The sequence below is a fragment of the Pseudomonas sp. NFACC25 genome (assembly GCF_900100935.1).
In the GTDB taxonomy this organism is placed as follows: domain Bacteria; phylum Pseudomonadota; class Gammaproteobacteria; order Pseudomonadales; family Pseudomonadaceae; genus Aquipseudomonas; species Aquipseudomonas marginalis.
Map to the genome: position 1 here is coordinate 24,964 of NZ_FMUC01000003.1, position 22,870 is coordinate 47,833.

A 22,870-nucleotide genomic window follows, 5' to 3' on the forward strand; every position below is an offset into this window, starting at 1 on the left:
ACGGAGGCTGTCCGTGTGTTAGATTGTCGGAACACTACCGCATTTCTACGGTCTTACGGCCGCGATTGTGGGGGTTGGTGCACAGAAAGTCGGCCAATTTAGCACATTGGCGCCTTGCCCAAAATCCCTGTCGTTGTTAGAGTTTGCCGCACTTTTTTACCCACGCGTTGCCTAGGGTCCTTTCCCCATGTTCAAGAAACTGCGTGGCATGTTTTCCAGCGATCTTTCCATTGACCTGGGCACTGCCAACACCCTTATTTACGTGCGCGAGCGCGGTATCGTTCTGAATGAGCCATCGGTTGTGGCCATTCGGACCCATGGTAATCAGAAAAGTGTCGTTGCCGTCGGCACCGAGGCCAAGCGCATGCTCGGCCGAACACCAGGCAATATTGCTGCCATTCGTCCGATGAAAGACGGCGTGATCGCCGACTTCAGCGTCTGCGAAAAGATGCTGCAGTACTTCATCAACAAGGTTCACGAAAACAGCTTCCTGCAGCCCAGCCCTCGTGTGCTGATCTGCGTTCCGTGCAAATCCACCCAGGTGGAGCGTCGTGCCATCCGTGAATCGGCCCTTGGCGCCGGTGCCCGCGAAGTGTTCCTGATCGAAGAGCCGATGGCTGCTGCGATCGGTGCCGGCCTGCCGGTTGAAGAAGCGCGCGGTTCGATGGTGGTGGATATCGGTGGTGGTACCACTGAAATCGCCCTGATCTCCCTGAACGGTGTGGTGTATGCCGAATCCGTACGGGTAGGCGGCGACCGTTTCGACGAAGCGATCATCACTTATGTACGTCGCAACTACGGCAGCCTGATCGGCGAATCCACCGCCGAGCGCATCAAGCAGGAAATCGGTACCGCTTACCCGGGCGGCGAAGTTCGCGAAGTCGATGTTCGTGGTCGCAACCTGGCCGAAGGCGTTCCACGTGCCTTCACCCTGAACTCCAATGAAGTGCTGGAAGCTCTGCAAGAGTCCCTGGCCACCATCGTTCAGGCTGTGAAGAGCGCCCTGGAGCAATCGCCGCCGGAGCTGGCTTCCGACATCGCCGAGCGAGGCCTGGTGCTGACCGGTGGTGGCGCCCTGTTGCGCGACCTCGACAAGCTGCTGGCCCAGGAAACCGGCCTGCCGGTGATCGTCGCCGAAGACCCGCTGACCTGCGTTGCCCGTGGCGGTGGTCGTGCACTGGAAATGATGGATAAACACACCATGGACCTGCTCTCCAGCGAATAAGATCGTTGGTTGCACCATGCTTCGCCCGCAGGCAGCACTTTGCAGTGCTGCCTGTTGGCGTTTATCTTCTTCAATCTGCATCCAGGCCGGTTAGATGCCGTATGAATAAAGAGAACATTTGCCTGGGAGGAGCGGCCTATTAAACCGCTTTTCGCCAAAGGCCCCTCATTGGGCGTGCGCTTATTGGTGCTGGTCGTGCTTTCGGTCGCATTGATGGTGGTCGATGCCCGCTTTGCGCTGCTCAAGCCGGTGCGTAGCCAAATGTCGCTGGTGTTGATGCAGACCTACTGGATCACCGACCTGCCGCAACGTCTCTACCAGGGCGTGGCCAGCCAATTTGGCAGCCGCACCGAACTGGTTGCCGAGAACGAAAAACTCAAGACCGAAAACCTGCTGTTGCAGGGGCGCATGCAAAAACTGGCGGCCCTCACCGAGCAGAACGTTCGGCTGCGCGAGTTGCTCAACTCTTCTGCGTTGGTCAACGAAAAGGTCGAAGTGGCCGAGTTGATCGGCATGGACCCCAACCCCTTTACCCATCGCATCATTATCAACAAGGGTGAGCGCGACGGTGTGGTGCTTGGTCAGCCGGTACTGGATGCTCGGGGACTGATGGGGCAGGTAGTCGAGCTGATGCCCTACACCTCGCGGGTACTGCTGCTGACGGACACCACCCACAGCATTCCGGTGCAGGTCAACCGTAACGGCTTGCGCGCGATTGCCAGCGGGACCGGTAACCCTGAGCGCCTGGAATTGCGTCATGTGGCGGACACGGCCGACATCAAGGAAGGCGACCTGTTGGTCAGCTCCGGCCTGGGCCAGCGGTTCCCGGCAGGCTATCCGGTGGCAACGGTCAAGGAAGTGATCCACGATTCCGGCCAGCCCTTCGCCATTGTGCGTGCCGTACCCACTGCCGCCCTGAACCGCAGCCGCTACCTGTTGCTGGTGTTCAGCGACAACCGTACTCCGGAAGAACGCGCCAACGACGCCGCCCAGGCCCAGGAAGCGGAAGACAAGAAGAACGGCACTGCGCCGATCATTCCTGCGACCGTGCCCAAGCCTCAGTCGACTACCCCCGTTGTACCGGCGGCAACTCCGGCAGCTACTGCGCCTGTGGCCACACCGGTCAAGCCTGCGGCCCATAGCGTGCACCCGGTGAAACCGACTGCAGCGAAACCGCCGGCCACCACGCCTGCCACTACGACGCCCGCTGCGAAGCCTCCAGCCGCAGCCCCGGCCACCACACGGCAGAGGGAGGAATAATGGCCGGTACTCATTCGAGCAATGGCTGGATCGTCTGGCTGACATTCGCTATCGGCTTGCTGCTCAGCGTTTCGCCGCTGCCGCAGTTCATGGAGATCCTGCGTCCGCTGTGGCTGGCATTGCTGCTGGCATTCTGGTCGCTGAACCTGCCCCATAAAGTGGGCATGGTGACGGCGATGTTCCTGGGCTTGGCGGAAGATGTGCTGTATGGCACCTTGCTGGGCCAGAACGCGTTGATCCTGACCCTGATTACCTTCCTGGTGCTGTCGTTGCAGCAGCGCCTGCGCATGTTCCCGATGTGGCAGCAATGCCTGGTGATCCTGGTGATCTTCGGCCTGGCGCAGTTGGTACAGTTGTGGCTCAGTGCCCTGACCGGCAACCGCCAGCCAACCCTGGCGCTGGTGTTGCCGGCCCTGGTCAGTGCGCTGCTGTGGCCGTGGATCAGCTTCGGCCTGCGTGGGTTACGTCGTCGCTATAAAATCAATTGAATGGATTGCGAGGCTCTGCCTGGTTATCGAACCCCACAGGGAGAGTCTGCAATGAATTCGCTATATCTGGCCTCGGGCTCCCCGAGGCGGCGTGAACTGCTGACCCAGATCGGTGTGCCTTTCACCGTGGTCAGCGCCGCCATTGATGAAACCCCTCTTACAAACGAAACCCCTGTTTCCTACGTCGAGCGTCTCGCTCGCGGTAAGGCCGCAGCGGGTTTTGCTGCGCTCGGGCAACGCTCGGCCGCCTGCGTCCTGGGCGCCGATACCGCAGTGATCGTGGACGGCAAGATCCTCGGCAAGCCCGTAGACCAAGCCGATGCGTTGGCGATGTTGATGGCACTGGCGGGGCGTGAACATGAAGTTCTGACTGCGATTGCCCTGACTGACGGCCAGCGCTGTGAAACCCGATGTGTAAGCAGTCGTGTACTTTTCCGTGGGATTTCTGTCGAGGAGGCTACAAGCTACTGGCACAGCGGCGAACCCCAGGACAAGGCGGGCGGCTATGCTATCCAAGGGCTTGGCTCGGTGTTTGTGGCCGGGCTCAATGGCAGCTATTCCGCGGTGGTAGGTCTGCCGGTGTGCGAAACCGCGCAACTGCTTGCACAATTCGGCATACCCTGTTGGCAAAACCTTACCGCGCGCTGAACGCGTTACTCCAGCGCCCAGCCTTACAGCGATCGGTCACTATTGTGAAAACGCCTGAACGAGACCCAGCCATGAGTGAAGAGATTCTGATCAATATCACGCCGATGGAATCGCGCGTGGCGGTGGTAGAGAACGGTGTTCTGCAAGAAGTGCATGTCGAGCGCACCCAGAAACGCGGGATCGTCGGCAATATCTACAAGGGCAAGGTGGTGCGGGTGTTGCCGGGGATGCAGGCGGCATTTGTCGATATCGGCCTGGACCGGGCGGCATTTATCCATGCCTCGGAGATCTCCCTGCGCGAAGGGCCGGCGGTGGAAAGCATCAGCGCCTTGGTGCACGAAGGGCAGAGCCTGGTGGTGCAAGTCACCAAGGACCCCATCGGCTCCAAGGGCGCACGCCTGACCACTCAACTGTCGATTCCGTCGCGCTACCTGGTTTACATGCCGCGCACCGCCCATGTCGGCATTTCCCTGAAGATTGAAGACGAAGCCGAGCGCGAGCGCCTGAAAAAGGTGGTCAGCGACTGCGTGGCCGCCGAAGGTATCAAGGAAGCGGGCGGTTTTATCCTGCGCACCGCCGCCGAGGGCGCAGGTGCCGACGAAATCCTCATGGACATTCGCTATCTGCGGCGCCTGTGGGACCAGATCGGCGCACAGATCAAGACCATCGGCGCGCCGAGTGTGATCTACGAAGACCTGGGCCTGGCCCTGCGTACCTTGCGCGACCTGGTCAGCCCCAAGATCGAGAAAATTCGCATCGACTCGCGGGAAACCTTCCAGCGCACCACGCAATTTGTTGCCGAGCTGATGCCGGAAATTGCCGATCGCCTGGAGCATTACCCTGGCGAACGGCCGATCTTCGACCTGTATGGCGTCGAGGACGAAATCCAGAAAGCCCTGGAGCGCAAGGTGCCGCTCAAGTCCGGTGGCTACCTGGTGGTGGACCCGGCGGAAGCGATGACCACCATCGACGTCAACACCGGCGCGTTCGTAGGTCATCGCAACCTTGAAGAGACCATCTTCAAGACCAATCTCGAAGCGGCCACGGCGATTGCTCGTCAACTGCGCCTGCGTAACCTGGGCGGCATCATCATCATCGACTTCATCGACATGGAAGATGAAGAGCACCAGCGCCAGGTGCTGCGCACGCTCGAAAAACAGCTGGAGCGCGATCACGCCAAGACCAATATCATCGGCATCACCGAGCTGGGCCTGGTGCAGATGACCCGCAAGCGCACCCGCGAGAGCCTGGAGCAGGTGCTGTGCGAGCCCTGCAGCAGTTGCCAGGGCCGCGGTAAGTTGAAGACTCCGGAAACGGTTTGCTACGAGATTTTCCGGGAAATCCTCCGAGAGGCACGGGCCTACCAGGCCGAAGGTTATAGAGTGCTTGCCAACCAGAAAGTGGTCGACCGCCTGCTGGATGAAGAGTCCGGTAACGTGGCTGAGCTGGAGGGGTTTATCGGGCGTACGATTCGCTTCCAGGTCGAAACCATGTATTCCCAGGAACAATATGACGTGGTGCTGCTCTGATCCCCATTCGCTTTCTTTTTACGCGACTCGCAGACCTTGATCTGCAGTCCGACTACTGCCTTGAGGGTCGCCTGACATGGAGCGTCTGACACGCTTTTTTGCCGCTTTGACCCGTTGGGGCCTTGGGCTGTGCGCCTTGCTGCTGGTGTTGGCGGCGGTGTACGTGAGCCTGGGGCGCGAATTGACCCCGCTGGTGGCCGAATACCGCGCGGAAATCGAAGCCAAGGCCCAGGCTGCGGTGGACATGCCTGTGCACATCGGCAGCCTTGAAGGCCGCTGGAGCGGTTTTGCGCCCGTGTTGCTGGCCCACGACGTAATGGTCGGCGAGGGCAGCAGTGCCTTGCGCCTGGATCAGGTCGAAGTGGTGCCGGACATGTGGGCCAGCCTGATGGCGCGCGAAGTGCGTATTGCGCACCTGGAAGTCAGTGGCCTGCAACTGAGCGCCAAGGAAGACAAGGACGGCCATTGGGCGCTGCAAGGCTTGCCGATACAGGACGACCAGCCGCTGGACCCGGAGCAATTGCTCAAGCGCATGCAGATGGTCAAGCGCGTATCGCTGCTCGACAGCCAGGTCACCCTGCAACCGTTCGACCAGGCGCCGCTGACCCTGACCTATGTGGGCTTGAGCCTGCACACGGGCGTCACCCGCCAGCGCCTGGACGCCCGCCTGACCTTGCCCGACGGCCAGCCCCTTGCCCTGAGCCTGCGCAGCCGCATTCGCGCGAGCCAGTGGAAGGATGCTGAAGTCGAGGCCTACCTGAGTCTGCCCCAAAGCGACTGGGCCAAGTGGATCCCCGCCAGGCTGACCCAGCAGTGGAAACTCACGCAGTTCAAGGCCGGCGGTGAGTTCTGGCTGAACTGGGGTAAAGGCACGGTGCAAAGTGCGGTCGTGCGCCTCAACTCGCCGCAGGTGAAGGGCAGCTACGCCGAGCGCAAGCCGGTGCATATCGAAAACCTTGCACTTACGGCCTATCTGCAACGCAGCGATACGGGCTTGAAGGTGTTGTTCGATTCCCTGGCGATGAACCTGGGCGAGACCCGATGGGAATCGCGCCTGCAATTGCAGCAGACCCTGGCGACCGACACGGCCCTGGAAGTCTGGAAGCTGCAGGCTGACCGCCTCGACCTGACCCCCATCACACCGTTGCTCAACGCCCTGGCGCCGCTGTCGGAAGGCGTCGCCAAGACCGTCGAGCACCTGAAGGCCACCGGTCTGCTGCGCAATGTACTGGTGGATTTCCGTCCTCAAGACACCACCGATCAAAAAGTCAGCTTTGCCGCCAACCTGGAACGGGTCGGGTTTGACGCCTACTTCGGTGCGCCGGCCGCACGCAACGTTTCCGGCAGCATCAGCGGCGACCTTGGCCAGGGCGAGTTGCGCATGGACAGCAAGGATTTTTCCCTGCACCTCGATCCGATCTTCGCCAAGCCCTGGCAGTACCTCCAGGCCAATGCACGCCTGACGTGGAAGCTGGATAAACAAGGCTTCACCCTGATCGCCCCGTATATCAAGGTGCTGGGGGAAGAGGGCAAGATCGCTGCCGATTTCCTGATTCGCCTGCATTTCGACCACAGCCAGGAAGACTATATGGACCTGCGGGTCGGTATGGTCGATGGCGATGGACGCTTTACCCCTAAATACCTGCCGGCCGTGTTGAGTCCCGCGTTGGATGAGTGGCTGCGCACGGCAATTCTCAAGGGTGCGGTGGACCAGGGGTTCTTCCAGTACCAGGGCTCGCTGAACCACGATGCGTTGCCCGCCGCGCGCAATATCAGCCTGTTCTTCAAGGTGCATGACGCCGAACTGGCGTTCCAGCCGGGTTGGCCCCATGTGAACAAGGTCAATGGCGAAGTGTTTGTCGAAGAGACGGGCGTACGCATCCTGGCCAGCAAGGGGCAGTTGCTCGACACCAAGGTCAAGGACGTCTACGTCAATATTCCCCACGCGCCGTCCGGCAAGGAAAGCCATCTGCTGCTTACCGGTGGTTTTGCCGGTGGCCTGGGTGATGGGCTGAAGATCCTCCAGGAAGCGCCAATCGGCACGGCCTCCACCTTCGCCGGCTGGAAAGGCGAAGGAGACCTGCAAGGCATGCTGGATCTGGATGTTCCGCTGGTCAAGGGCATCGAGCCCAGGATCGTGGTGGATTTCCAGACTGACAAGGCACGCCTGCAATTGGCGGAACCGCCTCTGGACCTGACGCAGCTCAAGGGCAATTTCCGCTTCGACAGCGCCAAGGGCTTGAGCGGCGAAAAGATTACCGCCCAGGCATTTGACCGGCCGATCACCGCGCAGATCTTTGCCGATGGCAAGCCGGGTAATATCAGCACCCGTGTCGCTGCCAAGGGGCAGGTGACGGTCAAGCGTCTGACGGATTGGTTGAAAGTCAGTCAGCCGTTGCCGATGTCCGGCGATATTTCGTATCAATTGCAGCTCAACCTGGACGGTGCCGACAGCCAACTGATGGTCAGCTCCAACCTCAAGGGTGTTGTGGTGGACTTGCCGGCGCCGTTCGGCATGCCGGCCAGCCAGGGACGTGACAGCGTATTCCGCATGACCTTGCAGGGGGCTGAGCGCCGCTACTGGTTTGATTACGGTGAGTTGGCCAACTTCACCTTTGCCGCGCCGCCGGACAAACTCAATGACGGCCGTGGCGAGTTGTTCCTCGGTGATGGTGATGCCGTGCTGCCAGGCGCCAAGGGTTTGCGCATCCGTGGCGTGCTCTCGGAGCTGGATATCGACCCGTGGAAAAAACTGGTGAACCAGTATGCTGGCAATGACCCAGGTGGCAGTGCCAAGCAGCTGCTGAGCGGTGCCGAATTCAAGATTGGCAAGCTCACCGGCCTGGGTACCCAGTTCGACCAGGTCAACCTGCAGCTGGATCGCAAGCCCGCTGCCTGGGGCTTACAGTTCGACAGCCAGCAGGCCAAGGGCGCCGTGAACCTGCCGGATGCCAAGGGCGCGCCGATTGCGGTCAACCTGCAATACGTGAAGCTGCCGGCGGTGGACCCGACGGTACAGGCTGATGAAAACGCACCGGACCCGTTGGCCAGTATCGATCCCAAGGATATTCCGGCGTTGGATATCGCCATTGACCAGCTGTTCCAGGGGCCGGACCTGATTGGCGCCTGGTCACTCAAGATCCGGCCAACGGCCAAAGGCCTGGCTTTCAATACGCTGGACCTGGGCCTCAAGGGCATGCAACTCAAGGGCGCCGGCGGATGGGAAGGTGTCCCGGGTGACAGCAGCAGTTGGTACAAGGGGCGCCTGGACGGCAAGAACATCGCCGACGTACTCAAAGGCTGGGGCTATGCGCCCACGGTCACCAGCGAGGACTTCCACCTGGATGTAGATGGGCGGTGGCCGGGTTCGCCGGCCTGGGTCGGGCCTAAACGGTTCTCCGGCAGCCTGGATGCGACGTTCCGTAAAGGTCAGTTTGTCGAGGTGGAAGGTGGTGCCCAGGCGCTGCGGGTGTTCGGTCTGCTCAACTTCAACTCCATCGGGCGCCGCCTGCGCCTGGACTTCTCCGACCTGCTGGGCAAGGGCTTGAGTTATGACCGGGTCAAGGGCCAATTGGTCGCCAGCAATGGCGTGTTCGTGACGCGCGAGCCGATCACCATGACCGGCCCGTCGAGCAACCTGGAGCTCAATGGCACCCTGGACCTGGTGGCTGACCGTGTCGATGCGAAGTTGCTGGTGACGTTGCCGGTGACCAACAACCTGCCGATTGCCGCGCTGATCGTGGGCGCGCCGGCGATTGGTGGCGCACTGTTCCTGATCGACAAGCTGATCGGTGACCGTGTTTCGCGTTTCGCCAGCGTGCAATACAAGGTGGAAGGCCCATGGAAGGATCCAAAAATCACCTTCGACAAGCCCTTTGAAAAACCAAACTGAGAGCCTGTGGAGTAGCATGGCCCCATGCCTTTTACGGAGTATCGGCCCATGTCCTTTGCAGTAATCCAAATGGTCAGTCAGAGCGATGTGCTGGCCAACCTGGTCCAGGCCCGGCGCTTGTTGGAACAAGCGGCGGCCGGCGGTGCGAAGCTGGCGGTGCTGCCGGAAAACTTTGCCGCCATGGGCCGCCGCGACGTGGCGGATATCGGCCGCGCCGAGGCGCTGGGTGAAGGTCCGATCCTGCCATGGTTGAAACAGACCGCCCGCGACCTCACCTTATGGATAGTGGCTGGCACGCTGCCGTTGCCGCCCAAGGATCAACCGCACGCCAAATCCAATGCCTGCTCGCTGCTGGTCGATGATCGCGGCGAAGTCGTCGCTCGTTACGACAAGCTGCATTTGTTTGATGTGGACGTGGCGGACGCCCGGGGTCGCTATCGGGAGTCCGATGACTATGCTTTCGGGAGCAACGTGGTGGTGGCGGATACGCCGGTTGGCCGTTTGGGCCTGACGGTCTGTTACGACCTGCGCTTCCCCGAGCTGTACAGCGAGCTGCGCGCGGCGGGGGCTGAATTGATTACCGCGCCCTCGGCCTTTACCGCCGTGACCGGTGCCGCCCACTGGGATGTGCTGATTCGTGCACGGGCCATCGAGACCCAGTGTTACCTGCTGGCGGCCGCCCAGGGCGGTGTGCATCCAGGGCCACGGGAAACTTATGGTCATGCGGCGATCGTCGACCCATGGGGCCGGGTGCTGGCACAACAGGATCAAGGCGAAGCGGTGTTGCTGGCCGAACGCGATAGCAGTGAACAGGCGTCGATACGGGCGCGCATGCCGGTGGTCAACCATCGGCGCTTTTTCTCGCAGGGCGCCCAGCGGCCTGCTTCAGAACGATGAATTTAAGGCCAAACCTATGAGCGAGTTGTTGTCCTCAGTCAGTGAACACCTCCTGGCACCCGGTGGCGTGACCATCGAAAGTTTGCAAACCGTGCTCGGCGATCTGGCCGGGCCAGGCATCGATGCCGCCGACCTGTATTTCCAGGGGCAGATCTCCGAGTCCTGGGCCCTGGAAGATGGCATCGTCAAGGAAGGCAGTTTCAATCTTGACCAAGGTGTAGGCGTTCGTGCGCAATCCGGTGAAAAGACCGGTTTTGCCTACAGTAACGCGATCACCCTGGAGGCGTTGGGCCTGGCCGCACGTGCTGCGCGTTCGATCTCCCGTGCCGGCCAACATGGCACGGTACAGGCGTTCAGTACCCAGGACGTGGCGCAGTTGTATGCGCCGGACAACCCCCTGGAAGTGATCAGCCGCGCGGAAAAGGTCGAGTTGCTCAAGCGTATCGATGCGGCCACCCGCGCCCTGGACCCGCGTATCCAGCAGGTCTCGGTGAGCATGGCCGGTGTGTGGGAACGCATCCTGGTGGCGTCCACCGACGGGGGGCTGGCGGCGGACGTGCGGCCGCTGGTGCGTTTCAATGTCAGCGTGATCGTCGAGCAGAACGGCCGCCGCGAACGTGGCGGCCACGGCGGCGGCGGGCGTACCGACTACCGTTACTTCCTCACCGACGACCGTGCCATGGGCTATGCCCGTGAGGCTTTGCGCCAGGCGTTGGTGAACCTGGAAGCCATTCCTGCGCCGGCCGGCACGTTGCCGGTGGTGTTGGGCCCGGGCTGGTCCGGCGTATTGCTGCACGAGGCCGTGGGCCATGGCCTGGAAGGCGATTTCAACCGCAAAGGCAGTTCCGCCTACAGCGGGCGCATGGGCGAGATGGTTGCGTCCAAGCTGTGCACCATTGTCGATGATGGCACCCTGGCCGGTCGCCGCGGCTCGTTGAGCGTCGATGATGAAGGCACGCCGACCGAATGCACCACCTTGATTGAAAACGGTGTGCTCAAGGGCTACATGCAGGACAAGCTCAATGCCCGCCTGATGGGCGTTGCGCGCACCGGTAACGGCCGTCGCGAATCTTATGCGCACCTGCCGATGCCCCGCATGACCAACACCTACATGCTCGGTGGCGAAAGCGACCCGGCGGAGATCATCGCCTCGGTGAAGCGCGGCATCTACTGCGCCAACCTTGGCGGCGGCCAGGTGGATATCACCAGCGGCAAGTTCGTGTTCTCTACCAGCGAGGCGTACCTGATCGAAGACGGCAGGATTACCGCGCCGGTCAAAGGGGCAACGTTGATTGGCAATGGCCCGGAAGCCATGAGCAAGGTGTCGATGGTCGGCAACGACCTGGCCCTGGACAGTGGCGTGGGCATGTGCGGGAAGGACGGGCAGTCGGTACCGGTAGGGGTCGGCCAGCCAACGCTGAAAATTGATGCGATCACCGTGGGTGGCACGGGGTCGTAAGGGGTGGAGCTTCGGGTGGCGAAGATCGCCACCCGGGGAAGGGCATCAACGCAGGCCGCGTTGAGTCTCGTCCAGCTCACGGATGTATTTGAAGATTTTACGGCTGGTGGCCGGCGCCTTGTTATGCGCCTGCTCGTGCTGGGCCTGACGGATCAGGGAGCGCAGTTGCTGGCGGTCGGCGTCCGGGTAGTCCAGCACGAATTTCTCCAGCACCGCGTCATCGCCCGAGATCAGGCGGTCACGCCAACGTTCCAGGTTGTGGAAACGTTCGTTGTACTGGCGAGTGGAGGCATCGGTTTGATCAAGCAAGGCGAGAATGGCGTCAGTGTCCTGATCGCGCATCAGCTTGCCGATAAACATGATGTGCCGTTTACGCGCGATATTCGCGGTGTGCTTGGGTGCGTCCGCAAGCGCCCGGCGCATTTCGTCGGTCAGTGGCAGTTTTGCAATCAAGTCTTTCTTGAGCGTTGTAAGGCGCTCGCCCAGGTCGACCAGAGCATGCAGCTCACGTTTGACCTGGGTTTTGCTTTTCTCCCCATCGAGGGAGTCGTCGTAAGAATCAACCATGGTGGCAGTCCGCAAAGAAACGCCGCCATGATAACCAGTCGGGGGCCGCTTGTCCGGCCCGGTCGCTCGATGGCCTTAGCCGAAAGCAGAATTTGAGTGGAGAAAACCATGAGTGCAGCCCAAAGCGTCGGTCCGCAAGCGTTACCGGCCCTGCAGGAACAAGTCGAGCAGATCCTTGCCGAGGCCAAGCGCCAGGGGGCCAGTGCCTGTGAAGTGGCGGTGTCGCTGGAGCAGGGGTTGTCGACGTCGGTACGTCAACGGGAAGTGGAAACCGTCGAATTCAACCGTGACCAGGGCTTTGGCATCACCTTGTATGTGGGGCAGCGCAAAGGTTCGGCCAGTACGTCGGCCAGCGGTCCGGAGGCCATACGCGAAACGGTTGCCGCCGCGTTGGCGATTGCCCAGCACACCTCTGAGGATGAAAGCTCGGGCTTGGCCGATAAGGCGCTGATGGCCAAGGACTTGAAGGATTTCGATCTGTTCCATGCCTGGGACATCACGCCCGAGCGGGCCATCGAGCTGGCGCTGACCTGCGAAGCGGCGGCGTTCGATGCCGATACCCGCATCAAGAACGCCGATGGCACCACGTTGAACACGCATCAGGGCTGTCGCGTCTACGGCAACAGCCACGGGTTTATCGGCGGGTATGCGTCCACGCGCCATAGTCTGAGCTGCGTGATGATCGCCGAGGCCAATGGCCAGATGCAGCGTGATTACTGGTACGACGTAAGTCGTCAGGGTGAATTGCTGGCAGATCCGGCCAGCATTGGTCAACGTGCCGCACAACGTGCCGCGAGCCGCCTGGGCGCGCGTCCGGTGCCGACCTGTGAAGTGCCTGTACTGTTTTCGGCGGAGCTGGCAGGCGGTTTGTTCGGCAGTTTCCTGAGTGCCATTTCCGGCGGCAACCTGTATCGCAAGTCTTCGTTCCTTGAAGGGGCGATCGGCCAGACGTTGTTTCCCGAGTGGCTGACCATCGATGAGCGTCCGCACTTGATGCGGGCCATGGGCAGTTCGGCGTTCGATGGGGACGGCCTGGCCACGTATGCCAAGCCGTTCGTCGAAAACGGGGAGCTGGTGTCTTACGTACTCGGCACCTACTCAGGCCGCAAACTCGGCCTGCCAAGCACCGCCAACGCCGGTGGCGTGCATAACCTTTTCGTGACCCATGGCGACGAAGACCAGGCGGCGCTGTTGCGTCGCATGGGACGTGGCCTGCTGGTAACCGAATTGATGGGCCATGGCCTGAATATGGTCACTGGGGATTATTCCCGTGGCGCGGCGGGCTTCTGGGTGGAAAACGGTGAGATTCAGTTTGCCGTCCAGGAAGTGACCATCGCCGGCAACATGCGCGATATGTTCAAGCAGATCGTTGCCGTGGGAAATGACCTGGAACTGCGCAGCAATATTCGCACAGGCTCGGTGCTGATCGAGCGGATGACTGTCGCAGGCAGCTAATCCCGCTACAGCTTCACAAAAAGGCGCGCCCTCTTACGGATGGCGCGCCTTTTTTGTGGGCGTGTGTCAGGGGGATTGAGGTGTTACTCTTGTTTTGATTCTCAATATCATTTAATAATAAATATCATTAACGGATGAGTGTGGATCATGAGTTCTGTCCTGCATGAGGATCCTTACCTGGAAAGCTGGCGCTGGATGAGTCGCCAGATTCGCTGTGGTCTGGATCCCAATGAGCCTCGCCTGATCGAACATTACCTCAACGAGGGCCGATACCTGGCGTGTTGTACCGCGACCCATCCGTGGACCATCGCTGAAACCTCATTCCGCCTGCTGATCGACACCGCCAGCGATATTGCACTGCCGTGGCATTGGCGATCCCTGTGTCTGGATCAAGCCTGGCGCCCACTGCGCGACCTGGAAAAACTCTCTCACTGTGCCTGCCGCCTCAAGCGCTGGCAGACCTTTGCCTGGCAATTGGCGACCTGCGAATTGCTTCCCTCCATTTCCGTTTCTGACCTGGTGCAAGGATCTTCCGATGAGTAACACCCGTATCGAACGCGACAGCATGGGCGAACTGCAAGTCCCCGCCGAGGCCTTGTACGGTGCGCAGACCCAGCGCGCGGTGAACAACTTTCCGATCAGTCATCAACGCATGCCGGCGCAGTTCATTCGTGCACTGATCCTGGCCAAGGCGGCGGCTGCCAAGGTCAACGTCGACCTCAAGCAGATCAGCGAAGGGCAGGGCAAAGCCATTGTCGATGCCGCCCAAGGCTTGCTTGAAGGCGATTACATGCGGCATTTCCCGGTGGATATCTTCCAGACCGGTTCCGGCACCAGTTCGAATATGAATGCCAACGAAGTGATTGCGACGCTCGCCAGCCGCTTGCTCGGCGAAACGGTCAATCCCAACGATCATGTGAACTGCGGTCAAAGCAGCAACGACATCATTCCGACCACCATCCATGTCAGTGCTGCGCTGGTGCTGCACGAGCAAACGCTGCCGGCCCTGCTGCACCTGGTGCAGGTGATCGAGCAGAAAGCCGAAGAGGTTCACCCATTCATCAAGACCGGCCGCACGCACCTGATGGACGCCATGCCCGTGCGCATGAGCCAGGTCCTCAATGGCTGGGCGCAGCAACTCAAGGCCAATATCGGTCACCTGCAGGACTTATTACCGGCCCTGCAGGCTCTGGCCCAGGGCGGTACGGCGGTGGGCACCGGGATTAATGCACATCCGGAGTTTTCGGCGCGTTTCAGCCAGCAACTGAGCAGCCTGGCCGGCGTGAAATTCACGCCGGGCAAGAATCTGTTCGCGCTGATCGGCTCCCAGGACACTGCCGTCGCCGTCTCCGGCCAGTTGAAAGCCACCGCCGTGTCGCTGATGAAAATCGCCAATGACCTGCGCTGGATGAACTCCGGCCCGCTGGCCGGCCTGGGGGAAATCGAACTGGAGGGCCTGCAGCCGGGCTCCTCGATCATGCCAGGCAAGGTCAACCCGGTGATTCCGGAGGCCACGGCCATGGTGGCTGCGCAAGTCATCGGCAATGACACGGTGATCACCGTCGCTGGCCAATCCGGCAATTTCGAGCTGAATGTGATGCTGCCGATCATTGCCCAGAACCTGCTCAGCAGCCTCGAATTGCTGGCCAATGCCAGCCGCCTGCTGGCAGACAAGGCGATCGCCAGCTTCAAGGTCAACGAAGCCAAGCTCAAGGAAGCGCTGTCGCGCAACCCGATCCTGGTCACCGCACTCAACCCGATCATTGGTTACCAAAAGGCCGCTGAGATTGCCAAGAAGGCCTATCAGCAGGGCCGTCCGGTGATTGATGTGGCCCTTGAGCACACCGACCTGCCCCGTAGCCAACTGGAAGTCCTGTTGGATCCGGAGAAGCTCACGGCCGGCGGCGTGTAATCACCGACCCTGCTTTGGAGGCTCACCATGGAGCACTGGAAACGCACGATCGAACGCGCCAATCGCTGCTTTATGCAGGGCGAATTGGTTGACGCTCGCGAGGCCTATCTGCAAGCCCTGGCCCTGGCTCAAGTGTTGTTCGAGCGCTGGGCGAATGCCGACGAAGCAGTAGCGGCTTGCGTCATTTCCCATCACAACCTGGCGGATTTGCACCTGCGCCTGAATCAGCCCGAGGAAAGCGCCGAATACCTCTGCGCTATTCACCAGCGCTTGCTCCAGGCCATGCAGGACGTGCGCCTGAGCCCGCAGCTGCGGGAAGCGGCGCTGCGCCAGAGCAGCAAGACTTACGTCGAACTGTTGAATTTCATCAGCGATCACGGTGAGTACCCGCGCACCCATCGCTTGCTGGGCGGTACTGCGGTGCAGCCGACCCCGTCTCAATACGGAGCACATTGATATGACCTACACCTTGCCTGCCTTGCCCTATGCCTACGATGCCCTGGAACCGCATATCGATGCGCAAACCATGGAGATTCACTACACCAAGCACCACCAGACCTACATCAATAACCTCAATGCGGCGGTCGAGGGCACCGAGTTTGCGGGCTGGCCTGTAGAGAAACTGGTGTCCAGCGTGCAGCAACTGCCGGAAAAACTGCGTGCGGCCGTCATCAACCAAGGCGGCGGCCATGCCAACCACTCGCTGTTCTGGGCGGTGATGTCGCCTAAAGGTGGCGGCAAGCCCGACGGCGCATTGGGAAAAGCTGTAGAAGAGCAACTCGGCGGTTTCGACAGTTTCAAGGAAGCCTTCACCAAGGCCGCCTTGACCCGTTTCGGCAGCGGCTGGGCGTGGTTGAGTGTCACTCCGCAAAAGACGCTGATAGTGGAAAGCAGCGGCAACCAGGACAGCCCGTTGATGAATGGCAACACGCCGATCCTCGGCCTGGACGTCTGGGAGCATGCTTACTACCTGCGCTACCAGAACCGTCGACCTGAATACATCAACGCCTTCTACAGTGTTATCAACTGGCCGGAAGTCGCCGCACGCTATCAGGCCGCGTTGGCCTGACATTCACTTCCATAACAAGATCTAAGGCCGACTATGGGCACTGAAACACTGGCGATCAGCAGCGTGCGAATGTTTCGTTATGCGTTTGGTTCGCTGCTGCTGTTGGCAGGTACTGCATTGCTGGTGGCCCACGGGCTGGCCTGGCTGGATCTGGCACCGCGCATCATGCGCGCCCTGCAGGGCGGGGCGATTTGCGCGCTTGGCACGGCGCTGGGGGCGGTTCCGGTCTTGGTGATTCGGCGGATGCCGGTGGCGTTGAGCGATACCTTGTTGGGCTTCGGTGCCGGTGTGATGCTGGCGGCGACCGCGTTTTCGCTGGTCGTGCCGGGAATTGCTGCGGCCGAAGCCCTTGGTCTTTCGCCCTGGGGGGCAGGTGGGCTGATCAGCTTCGGCATCATGCTGGGGGCGTTCGGTCTGTATCTGGTGGACCGCAAGGTCTCCGGCGCCAGCCCGGAGATGTTGGTGGGCACACCGGATAAACCGGTGATTCCACCGCGTATCTGGCTGTTCGTGTTTGCCATCATCGCCCACAATATCCCCGAAGGCATGGCCGTTGGCGTCTCAGCCGGCGGCGGCATGCCGGATGCCGACAGCTTGGCCATGGGCATTGCTTTGCAGGATGTGCCCGAAGGCCTGGTCATTGCGCTGGTATTGGCTGGGGCAGGGATGTCGCGGATCAGGGCGTTCCTGATCGGCGCCGCGTCAGGCTTGGTAGAGCCGGTGTTCGCCGTGCTTTGCGCCTGGCTGGTGACCCTGGCCGAGGTGCTGTTACCGTTGGGCCTGGCACTGGCCGCTGGCGCGATGCTGTTGGTGGTCACCCACGAAGTGATCCCGGAGTCGCGCCGCAACGGTCACGAAAAACTCGCGAGCCTGGGGTTGTGCATGGGGTTCTGCTTGATGATGGTGATGGATACCGCCTTGGGGTGAGGCCTCAGCGGGGGTAGGGGTTACTCACCCTCATCAAAGAAGTTGTTGATCAGCGCCACCAGGGCGTCCATTGCTTCCTGCTCTTGCTCGCCCTCGGTGCTCAAATGAATCTTGGTGCCCTTGCCGGCCGCCAACATCATCATCGCCATGATGCTTTTGCCATCGACCATGCTCTCAGGTGTACGCCCGGCGCGGATCTGGCAAGGGAACTGCCCGGCAATACCGACGAATTTGGCCGAGGCGCGGGCATGCAGGCCCAGCTTGTTGATGATTTCAATTTCCAGAGCGGGCATCGCGGGGGTGTTCCTTTCAGCTAAGGTCGCGGTGGCGAACCTGGACGTTCTTGAGGGTTTGTTGCAGCACCTGGCCCAGGCGCTCGGTCAGGTAGACAGAGCGGTGGTGACCGCCGGTGCAGCCGATGGCAATGGTGACATAGGCTCGGTTGCTCGCGGCAAAGCGCGGCAACCATTTGAGCAGGTAGCTGGAAATGTCCTGGAACATCTCCTCCACATCCGGTTGCGCGGCCAGGTAATCGGCCACAGGCTGATCCAGCCCCGACTGGTCGCGCAGTTCCGGCTTCCAATAAGGATTGGGCAGGCAGCGCACGTCGAACACCAGGTCGGCATCCACCGGCATGCCACGCTTGAAACCAAAGGACTCGACCAGAAATGCCGTGCCAGGCTCCGGCTGGTTCAGCAGGCGGAGCTTGATGGCATCGCGCAACTGGTACAGGTTGAGGCTGGTGGTGTTGATCTTGAGGTCGGCGAGGTCAATGATCGGCCCCAGCAGCTTGGTTTCGTCCTCGATGGCTTCGGCCAGGGAACGGTGCGGGCTGCTGAGGGGGTGACGTCGGCGGGTCTCTGAGAAGCGCTTGAGCAGGGTTTCTTCGTCGGCGTCCAGATACAGCACATCGCAATGAATGTGCTTGGCGCGCACCTCTTCGAGCAATTCCGGAAAGCGCGTGAGGTGGCTCGGCAGGTTGCGGGCGTCAATCGAAACGGCGACCAGGGGCTGGGCCAATTCGGTATGGATCAGTGCCCGTTCCGCCAATTCCGGGAGCAGGCCGGCGGGCAGGTTGTCGATGCAATAGAAGCCGTTGTCCTCAAGGACGTTGAGGGCGGTACTTTTACCCGAGCCGGAGCGGCCGCTGACGATGATCAAACGCATGATTACTGCCCGTTTTGCTCATCCAGGACAACTTGATACAGCGCCTCGTTGCTACTGGCACTGCGCAGTTTGTCGCGTACTTCCTTGCGGTCGAGCATGCTTGCGATCTGCCTAAGCAGTTCCAGGTGTGCGTCGGTGGCGGCCTGTGGGACCAGCAGAACAAACAGCAGGTCTACCGGGGCGCCGTCGATCGCGTCGAAATCGATAGGTGCGTCCAGGTGCAGCAGGGCGCTGACAGGTGTCTCGCAGCCTTTGAGGCGGCAGTGGGGAATGGCGATGCCGTTGCCAAAACCGGTGGAGCCGAGTTTTTCACGGGCAATCAGAGCCTCAAAGACATCTTGCATCTCCAGCTCAGGCACTTGGCTGCTGATCAGGTTGGCAATTTGTTCGAGGGCTTTCTTCTTGCTGCCGCCCGGCACGTTCACGAGGGAACGGCCGGGGGTCAGGATGGTTTCAAGTCGGATCATGGGGGGAGAGTTAACGACCTGTGCCCTGGAGCAGGCTCAGATTCTTTTCCTTATGCTTTTTGAGTTGGCGGTCAAGCTTGTCGGTGAGCAAGTCGATTGATGCATACATGTCTTCATGTTCGGCATTGGCGACCACTTCTCCACCGGGTATCTGAAGAGTCGCTTCGATTTTCTGCTGAAGCTTGTCGACCTTCATGATGACCTGCACGTTGGTGATCTTGTCGAAATGACCCTCAAGCTTCCTCAGCTTCTGCTCGACGTAGTCGCGTAGTGGAGGGGTGACTTCTACATGGTGTCCACTGATGTTGACTTGCATACAGCTTCTCCTTCGTTGCCAGTGCATAAAGCGGCGGGTAGGAATACCCGCCACTGGAACGCTGTGGCCCGCCCGTCACATCAAACGCTTACGCTCGCTGGAAGGCGCGATCCCAAGGGACTCGCGGTACTTGGCGACGGTTCGACGGGCGACCTGAATGCCTTGTGCCTCCAGTAAACCAGCGATCTTGCTGTCACTCAACGGCTTTTTCTGATTTTCCGCAGCAACCAGTTTTTTGATGATTGCGCGGATCGCCGTGGACGAGCATTCGCCGCCTTCGGATGTGCTGACATGACTGGAGAAAAAGTATTTCAGCTCATATATGCCCCGTGGGGTATGCATGAATTTTTGTGTGGTCACCCGGGAAATCGTCGATTCGTGCATGCCCACCGCTTCTGCGATGTCGTGCAGGACCAGCGGTTTCATCGCCTCGTCACCATATTCCAGGAAGCCGCGCTGATGCTCGACGATCTGGGTGGCCACTTTCATCAGGGTTTCGTTGCGGCTCTGCAGGCTCTTGATGAACCAGCGCGCTTCCTGCAACTGGTTGCGCATGAAGGTGTTATCGGCGCTGGTGTCGGCACGGCGCACAAAACCGGCATATTGCGGGTTGACCCGCAGGCGCGGCACCGACTCCTGGTTCAGTTCCACCAACCAGCGCTCGTTGTCCTTGCGCACGATCACGTCGGGAACGACGTATTCGGCTTCGCTGGACTCGATCTGCGAGCCTGGACGCGGGTTGAGGCTTTGCACCAGCTCGATGACCTGGCGCAGGTCGTCTTCCTTGAGCTTCATGCGCCGCATCAACTGGCTATAGTCGCGGCTGCCCAGCAGGTCGATATAGTCGGTGACCAGGCGCTGGGCCTCGGCGAGCCATGGGGTCTTGGCGGGCAGCTGGCGCAGTTGCAGCAGCAGGCATTCGCTCAGGGTGCGGGCACCGATGCCGGCGGGCTCGAACTGTTGGATGCGGTGCAGGACCGCTTCGATTTCGTCCAGCTCGATGTCCAGTTCCGGGTCGAAGGCCTCGAGAATCTCTTCGAGGGTCTCGTCCAGGTAACCCTGGTTATTGATGCAGTCGATCAGGGTCACGGCGATCAGGCGATCGGTGTCCGACATCGGCGCGAGGTTCAGTTGCCACAGCAGATGGCTCTGCAGGCTCTCGCCGGCGGAAGTGCGGGTGGTGAAGTCCCACTCGTCATCGTCATTGCTGGGCAGGCTGCTGGCGCTGGTCTGGTAGACGTCCTCCCAGGCGGTGTCCACCGGGAGTTCGTTGGGAATGCGTTCGTTCCAATCGCCTTCCTCAAGGTTATCCACCGTGGGGGCGGTTTCCTGGTAGGAGGGTTCCTGTACGTCGGAATTGGGTTTTTGCTCGATGTTGTCGGCCAATGGGTCTGCATTATCGAAGTCGTCGCCTTCTTCCTGGCGTTCGAGCATCGGATTGGACTCCAGGGCCTCCTGGATTTCCTGTTGCAGGTCCAGGGTCGACAATTGGAGCAGGCGGATGGCCTGTTGCAGCTGCGGTGTCATCGTCAGCTGCTGGCCCATTCTCAGGACTAGCGATGGTTTCATGGCAGGGGCTTAACACCTTATTCGCCGGCGCAATGCGCCATCCACGACAGGGCGCGTGAGCGCCAAACATAAGCAAATTATATGCCTGATATCGGGGGCTTTGCCTAGAGCGCGGTAACAATAAAAATCCGGAGGTTTTCATTGACTCCCGCGCATCGGGCAAACGACCTGCCACCGCCTTGTTTTTGCAGGCGGCCTTACAGGCGGAACTCGTGACCCAGGTACACTTCCTTGACCAGTTCGTTGGCCAGGATGGTGGCAGAGTCGCCCTCGGCGATCAGCTGGCCATCGTTGACGATATACGCGGTTTCGCAGATATCGAGGGTCTCACGCACGTTGTGGTCGGTGATCAGTACACCGATCCCCTTGGCCTTGAGGTGGTGGATGATCTGCTTGATGTCGCCGACCGAGATAGGGTCGACGCCGGCAAACGGTTCGTCCAGCAGGATGAACTTGGGGGCAGTGGCCAGGGCGCGGGCGATTTCCACGCGACGACGCTCACCACCGGACAGGCTCATGCCAAGGTTGTCGCGAATGTGGTTGATGTGGAATTCCTGCAGCAGGCTTTCCAATTCTTTGCGGCGGCCTTCACGGTCGAGTTCCTTGCGGGTTTCAAGGATGGCCATGATGTTGTCGGATACCGACAGCTTGCGGAAGATCGACGCTTCCTGCGGAAGATAGCCGATACCTGCGCGGGCACGGCCGTGCATTGGCTGGTGGCTCACATCCAGGTCGTCGATCAGTACGCGACCTTGGTCCGCCTGGACCAGGCCGACGATCATGTAGAAGCAGGTGGTCTTGCCGGCGCCGTTAGGGCCAAGCAAGCCGACGATCTGGCCGCTGTCGATCGACAGGCTGACGTCGCGCACGACCTGACGGCTTTTATAGGCCTTGGCCAGATGCTGGGCTTTCAGGGTTGCCATTACTCGGCCTTCTTCTTCGGCTGGATAACCATGTCGATACGTGGGCGTGGCGCGGTGACCTTGCTGCCATTGGCGCGACCGGCGTTGGCGATCTGCTTCACGGTGTCATAGGTGATCTTCTCGCCTTCCGTGGAGTTGCCATCGGGGCTGAGTACCTTGGCCTGGTCGATCAGCACGATGCGATTCTGCTGGGCGTGATACTGGATGGTCTTGCCGTAGCCCTTCATCGGGCCGGTGTCGGTAGCCGACTGCTTCTGTTCGAAGTACGCCAGGTTGCCCACCGAAGTCACCACGTCGATATCGCCCGCCTGGGTGCGCGTCAGTGTCACCGTGTTGCCGGTGATCTTCATCGAGCCCTGGGTGATGATCACGCCGCCGGTATAGGTGGCGACGCCTTGCTTGTCATCCAGTTGCGCATCGTCAGCCGAGATGTGGATCGGTTGCTGGCTATCGTTCGGCAGAGCCCAGGCGCTCACGCTTCCCAGTGCTGCGCCCAGACCGAGCAAAATAGGGAGAGTTTTAACGAGCCTCATACTGTCCTCTTACGTTCGATAGCAGGTGTATCCTGCTTTCTTTCAAATACGCTTTCATTCCCTTGCCAGTCGATACACCGCCAGCGCCGTCGATTCTAACGTCTTGCTCGGTCTGCGCATATTGCTTCTGTGGGAATACGGTCATGCGACTGCTGGTAATCACGGTGTCACGTTTTTTGGCGTCAGTGCGCGCAACGCGTACCGAGTCAATCAGTTCTACCTCGGTGCCGTCCGGGTTCACCTCGCCACGCTTGCTCGTGACATGCCATGGGAACTCGGTGCCGCGGTACAGGTTCAGGTCCGGGTTAGTCAGCAGGGTGACTTCGGTGGCCTTCAAATGCTCGACTTTGTCCGAGGTCATTTCGTACTGCACCTTGCCGTCAGGCAGGAACTGCACGCTGTAGGCATTGGTTGCGTAATAGTCGATAGCCCCTTCTTCAACCTGCGCTGCAGGCTGGTCGAGGAAGCGTCCCGGGCTGATATTCCAGTAGCCCACCGCGAGGAACAGCGCGGCGATGACTCCGAATAGCAGGAAGTTGCGAATCTTTTTACTCAGCATAAAACGCT

23 protein-coding genes are annotated in these 22,870 nt (G+C 60.5%); 14 read left to right on the forward strand and 9 right to left on the reverse strand.

All coding sequences use genetic code 11. The features are described 5' to 3' along the window. The first annotated feature begins 187 nt into the window (after window positions 1–187). From mreB to tldD, 8 genes are all read left to right on the forward strand, one after another. On the forward strand, window positions 188–1,225 hold the full coding sequence (gene mreB, locus BLQ09_RS07760) for a rod shape-determining protein MreB (protein WP_002555108.1): 1,038 nt from the start codon (window positions 188–190) through the stop codon (window positions 1,223–1,225). A gap of 138 nt (window positions 1,226–1,363) precedes the next feature. Beyond that, entirely contained in the window at window positions 1,364–2,485 is a 1,122-nt protein-coding gene (gene mreC / locus BLQ09_RS07765) for a rod shape-determining protein MreC (RefSeq protein WP_092356120.1), read from the forward strand. Then, a complete protein-coding gene (mreD, locus tag BLQ09_RS07770) occupies window positions 2,485–2,973 on the forward strand; it encodes a rod shape-determining protein MreD (RefSeq protein ID WP_027604826.1) in 489 nt (162 codons plus the stop codon). The genes mreC and mreD overlap by 1 nt, the downstream gene beginning before the upstream one ends. 51 nt (window positions 2,974–3,024) lie before the next feature. Then, window positions 3,025–3,621: a Maf family protein gene (locus BLQ09_RS07775; RefSeq protein WP_027604825.1), complete on the forward strand. Its 597-nt coding sequence runs from the start codon at window positions 3,025–3,027 to the stop codon at window positions 3,619–3,621. Between the two features lie 71 nt (window positions 3,622–3,692). Further along, on the forward strand, window positions 3,693–5,150 hold the full coding sequence (gene rng, locus BLQ09_RS07780; protein ID WP_010213134.1) for a ribonuclease G: 1,458 nt from the start codon (window positions 3,693–3,695) through the stop codon (window positions 5,148–5,150). A gap of 76 nt (window positions 5,151–5,226) precedes the next feature. After that, window positions 5,227–9,042 carry a YhdP family protein gene (locus BLQ09_RS07785; protein ID WP_092356123.1) on the forward strand — a complete coding sequence of 1,272 codons (3,816 nt, stop codon included), beginning with the start codon at window positions 5,227–5,229 and terminating at the stop codon, window positions 9,040–9,042. 48 nt (window positions 9,043–9,090) lie between these two features. Further along, window positions 9,091–9,939, forward strand: a complete 849-nt coding sequence (locus BLQ09_RS07790; protein ID WP_027604823.1) for a carbon-nitrogen hydrolase family protein — start codon at window positions 9,091–9,093, stop codon at window positions 9,937–9,939. 16 nt (window positions 9,940–9,955) lie between these two features. Then, window positions 9,956–11,398 (forward strand): metalloprotease TldD, encoded by a 1,443-nt coding sequence (tldD, locus tag BLQ09_RS07795; RefSeq protein ID WP_027604822.1) that lies wholly within the window; start codon window positions 9,956–9,958, stop codon window positions 11,396–11,398. A 45-nt stretch (window positions 11,399–11,443) separates the two neighbouring features. On the opposite strand, the gene yjgA is transcribed toward tldD, so the two are convergent. Then, window positions 11,444–11,965, reverse strand: coding sequence for a ribosome biogenesis factor YjgA (gene yjgA, locus BLQ09_RS07800; RefSeq protein ID WP_017138246.1), 522 nt, complete (start codon window positions 11,963–11,965; stop codon window positions 11,444–11,446). Window positions 11,966–12,073: 108 nt separating this feature from the next. Between yjgA and pmbA the strand changes: the two genes are divergently transcribed. From pmbA to BLQ09_RS07830, 6 genes are all read left to right on the forward strand, one after another. Then, window positions 12,074–13,420, forward strand: coding sequence for a metalloprotease PmbA (pmbA, locus tag BLQ09_RS07805; protein ID WP_027604821.1), 1,347 nt, complete (start codon window positions 12,074–12,076; stop codon window positions 13,418–13,420). A 147-nt stretch (window positions 13,421–13,567) separates the two neighbouring features. Further along, window positions 13,568–13,963 (forward strand): hypothetical protein, encoded by a 396-nt coding sequence (locus tag BLQ09_RS07810; protein ID WP_027604820.1) that lies wholly within the window; start codon window positions 13,568–13,570, stop codon window positions 13,961–13,963. After that, entirely contained in the window at window positions 13,956–15,332 is a 1,377-nt protein-coding gene (locus BLQ09_RS07815; protein ID WP_092356127.1) for a class II fumarate hydratase, read from the forward strand. The genes BLQ09_RS07810 and BLQ09_RS07815 overlap by 8 nt, the downstream gene beginning before the upstream one ends. Before the next feature lie 27 nt (window positions 15,333–15,359). Further along, window positions 15,360–15,788: a hypothetical protein gene (locus BLQ09_RS07820; protein WP_027604818.1), complete on the forward strand. Its 429-nt coding sequence runs from the start codon at window positions 15,360–15,362 to the stop codon at window positions 15,786–15,788. A gap of 1 nt (window position 15,789) precedes the next feature. Continuing rightward, window positions 15,790–16,401, forward strand: a complete 612-nt coding sequence (locus BLQ09_RS07825) for a superoxide dismutase (RefSeq protein ID WP_027604817.1) — start codon at window positions 15,790–15,792, stop codon at window positions 16,399–16,401. A 33-nt stretch (window positions 16,402–16,434) separates the two neighbouring features. Next, entirely contained in the window at window positions 16,435–17,328 is an 894-nt protein-coding gene (locus tag BLQ09_RS07830) for a ZIP family metal transporter (protein WP_027604816.1), read from the forward strand. A 20-nt stretch (window positions 17,329–17,348) separates the two neighbouring features. On the opposite strand, the gene BLQ09_RS07835 is transcribed toward BLQ09_RS07830, so the two are convergent. From BLQ09_RS07835 to lptC, 8 genes are all read right to left on the reverse strand, one after another. Further along, complete coding sequence (locus BLQ09_RS07835; RefSeq protein ID WP_027604815.1) at window positions 17,349–17,621, reverse strand: HPr family phosphocarrier protein; 273 nt, start codon at window positions 17,619–17,621, stop codon at window positions 17,349–17,351. A 16-nt stretch (window positions 17,622–17,637) separates the two neighbouring features. After that, a complete protein-coding gene (rapZ, locus tag BLQ09_RS07840) occupies window positions 17,638–18,495 on the reverse strand; it encodes an RNase adapter RapZ (RefSeq protein ID WP_027604814.1) in 858 nt (285 codons plus the stop codon). Between the two features lie 2 nt (window positions 18,496–18,497). Continuing rightward, complete coding sequence (ptsN, locus tag BLQ09_RS07845; RefSeq protein WP_027604813.1) at window positions 18,498–18,962, reverse strand: PTS IIA-like nitrogen regulatory protein PtsN; 465 nt, start codon at window positions 18,960–18,962, stop codon at window positions 18,498–18,500. A gap of 10 nt (window positions 18,963–18,972) precedes the next feature. Next, window positions 18,973–19,278, reverse strand: a complete 306-nt coding sequence (hpf, locus tag BLQ09_RS07850) for a ribosome hibernation-promoting factor, HPF/YfiA family (protein ID WP_027604812.1) — start codon at window positions 19,276–19,278, stop codon at window positions 18,973–18,975. Window positions 19,279–19,353: 75 nt separating this feature from the next. Next, entirely contained in the window at window positions 19,354–20,847 is a 1,494-nt protein-coding gene (locus BLQ09_RS07855) for an RNA polymerase factor sigma-54 (RefSeq protein WP_065924292.1), read from the reverse strand. Window positions 20,848–21,044: 197 nt separating this feature from the next. Further along, window positions 21,045–21,770 carry an LPS export ABC transporter ATP-binding protein gene (lptB, locus tag BLQ09_RS07860; RefSeq protein WP_027604810.1) on the reverse strand — a complete coding sequence of 242 codons (726 nt, stop codon included), beginning with the start codon at window positions 21,768–21,770 and terminating at the stop codon, window positions 21,045–21,047. Further along, on the reverse strand, window positions 21,770–22,303 hold the full coding sequence (gene lptA / locus BLQ09_RS07865) for a lipopolysaccharide transport periplasmic protein LptA (protein ID WP_027604809.1): 534 nt from the start codon (window positions 22,301–22,303) through the stop codon (window positions 21,770–21,772). Before lptA ends, lptB begins: the two co-directional genes overlap by 1 nt. Next, window positions 22,290–22,862: an LPS export ABC transporter periplasmic protein LptC gene (gene lptC, locus BLQ09_RS07870; RefSeq protein ID WP_027604808.1), complete on the reverse strand. Its 573-nt coding sequence runs from the start codon at window positions 22,860–22,862 to the stop codon at window positions 22,290–22,292. The genes lptA and lptC overlap by 14 nt, the downstream gene beginning before the upstream one ends. Window positions 22,863–22,870: the final 8 nt, after the last annotated feature.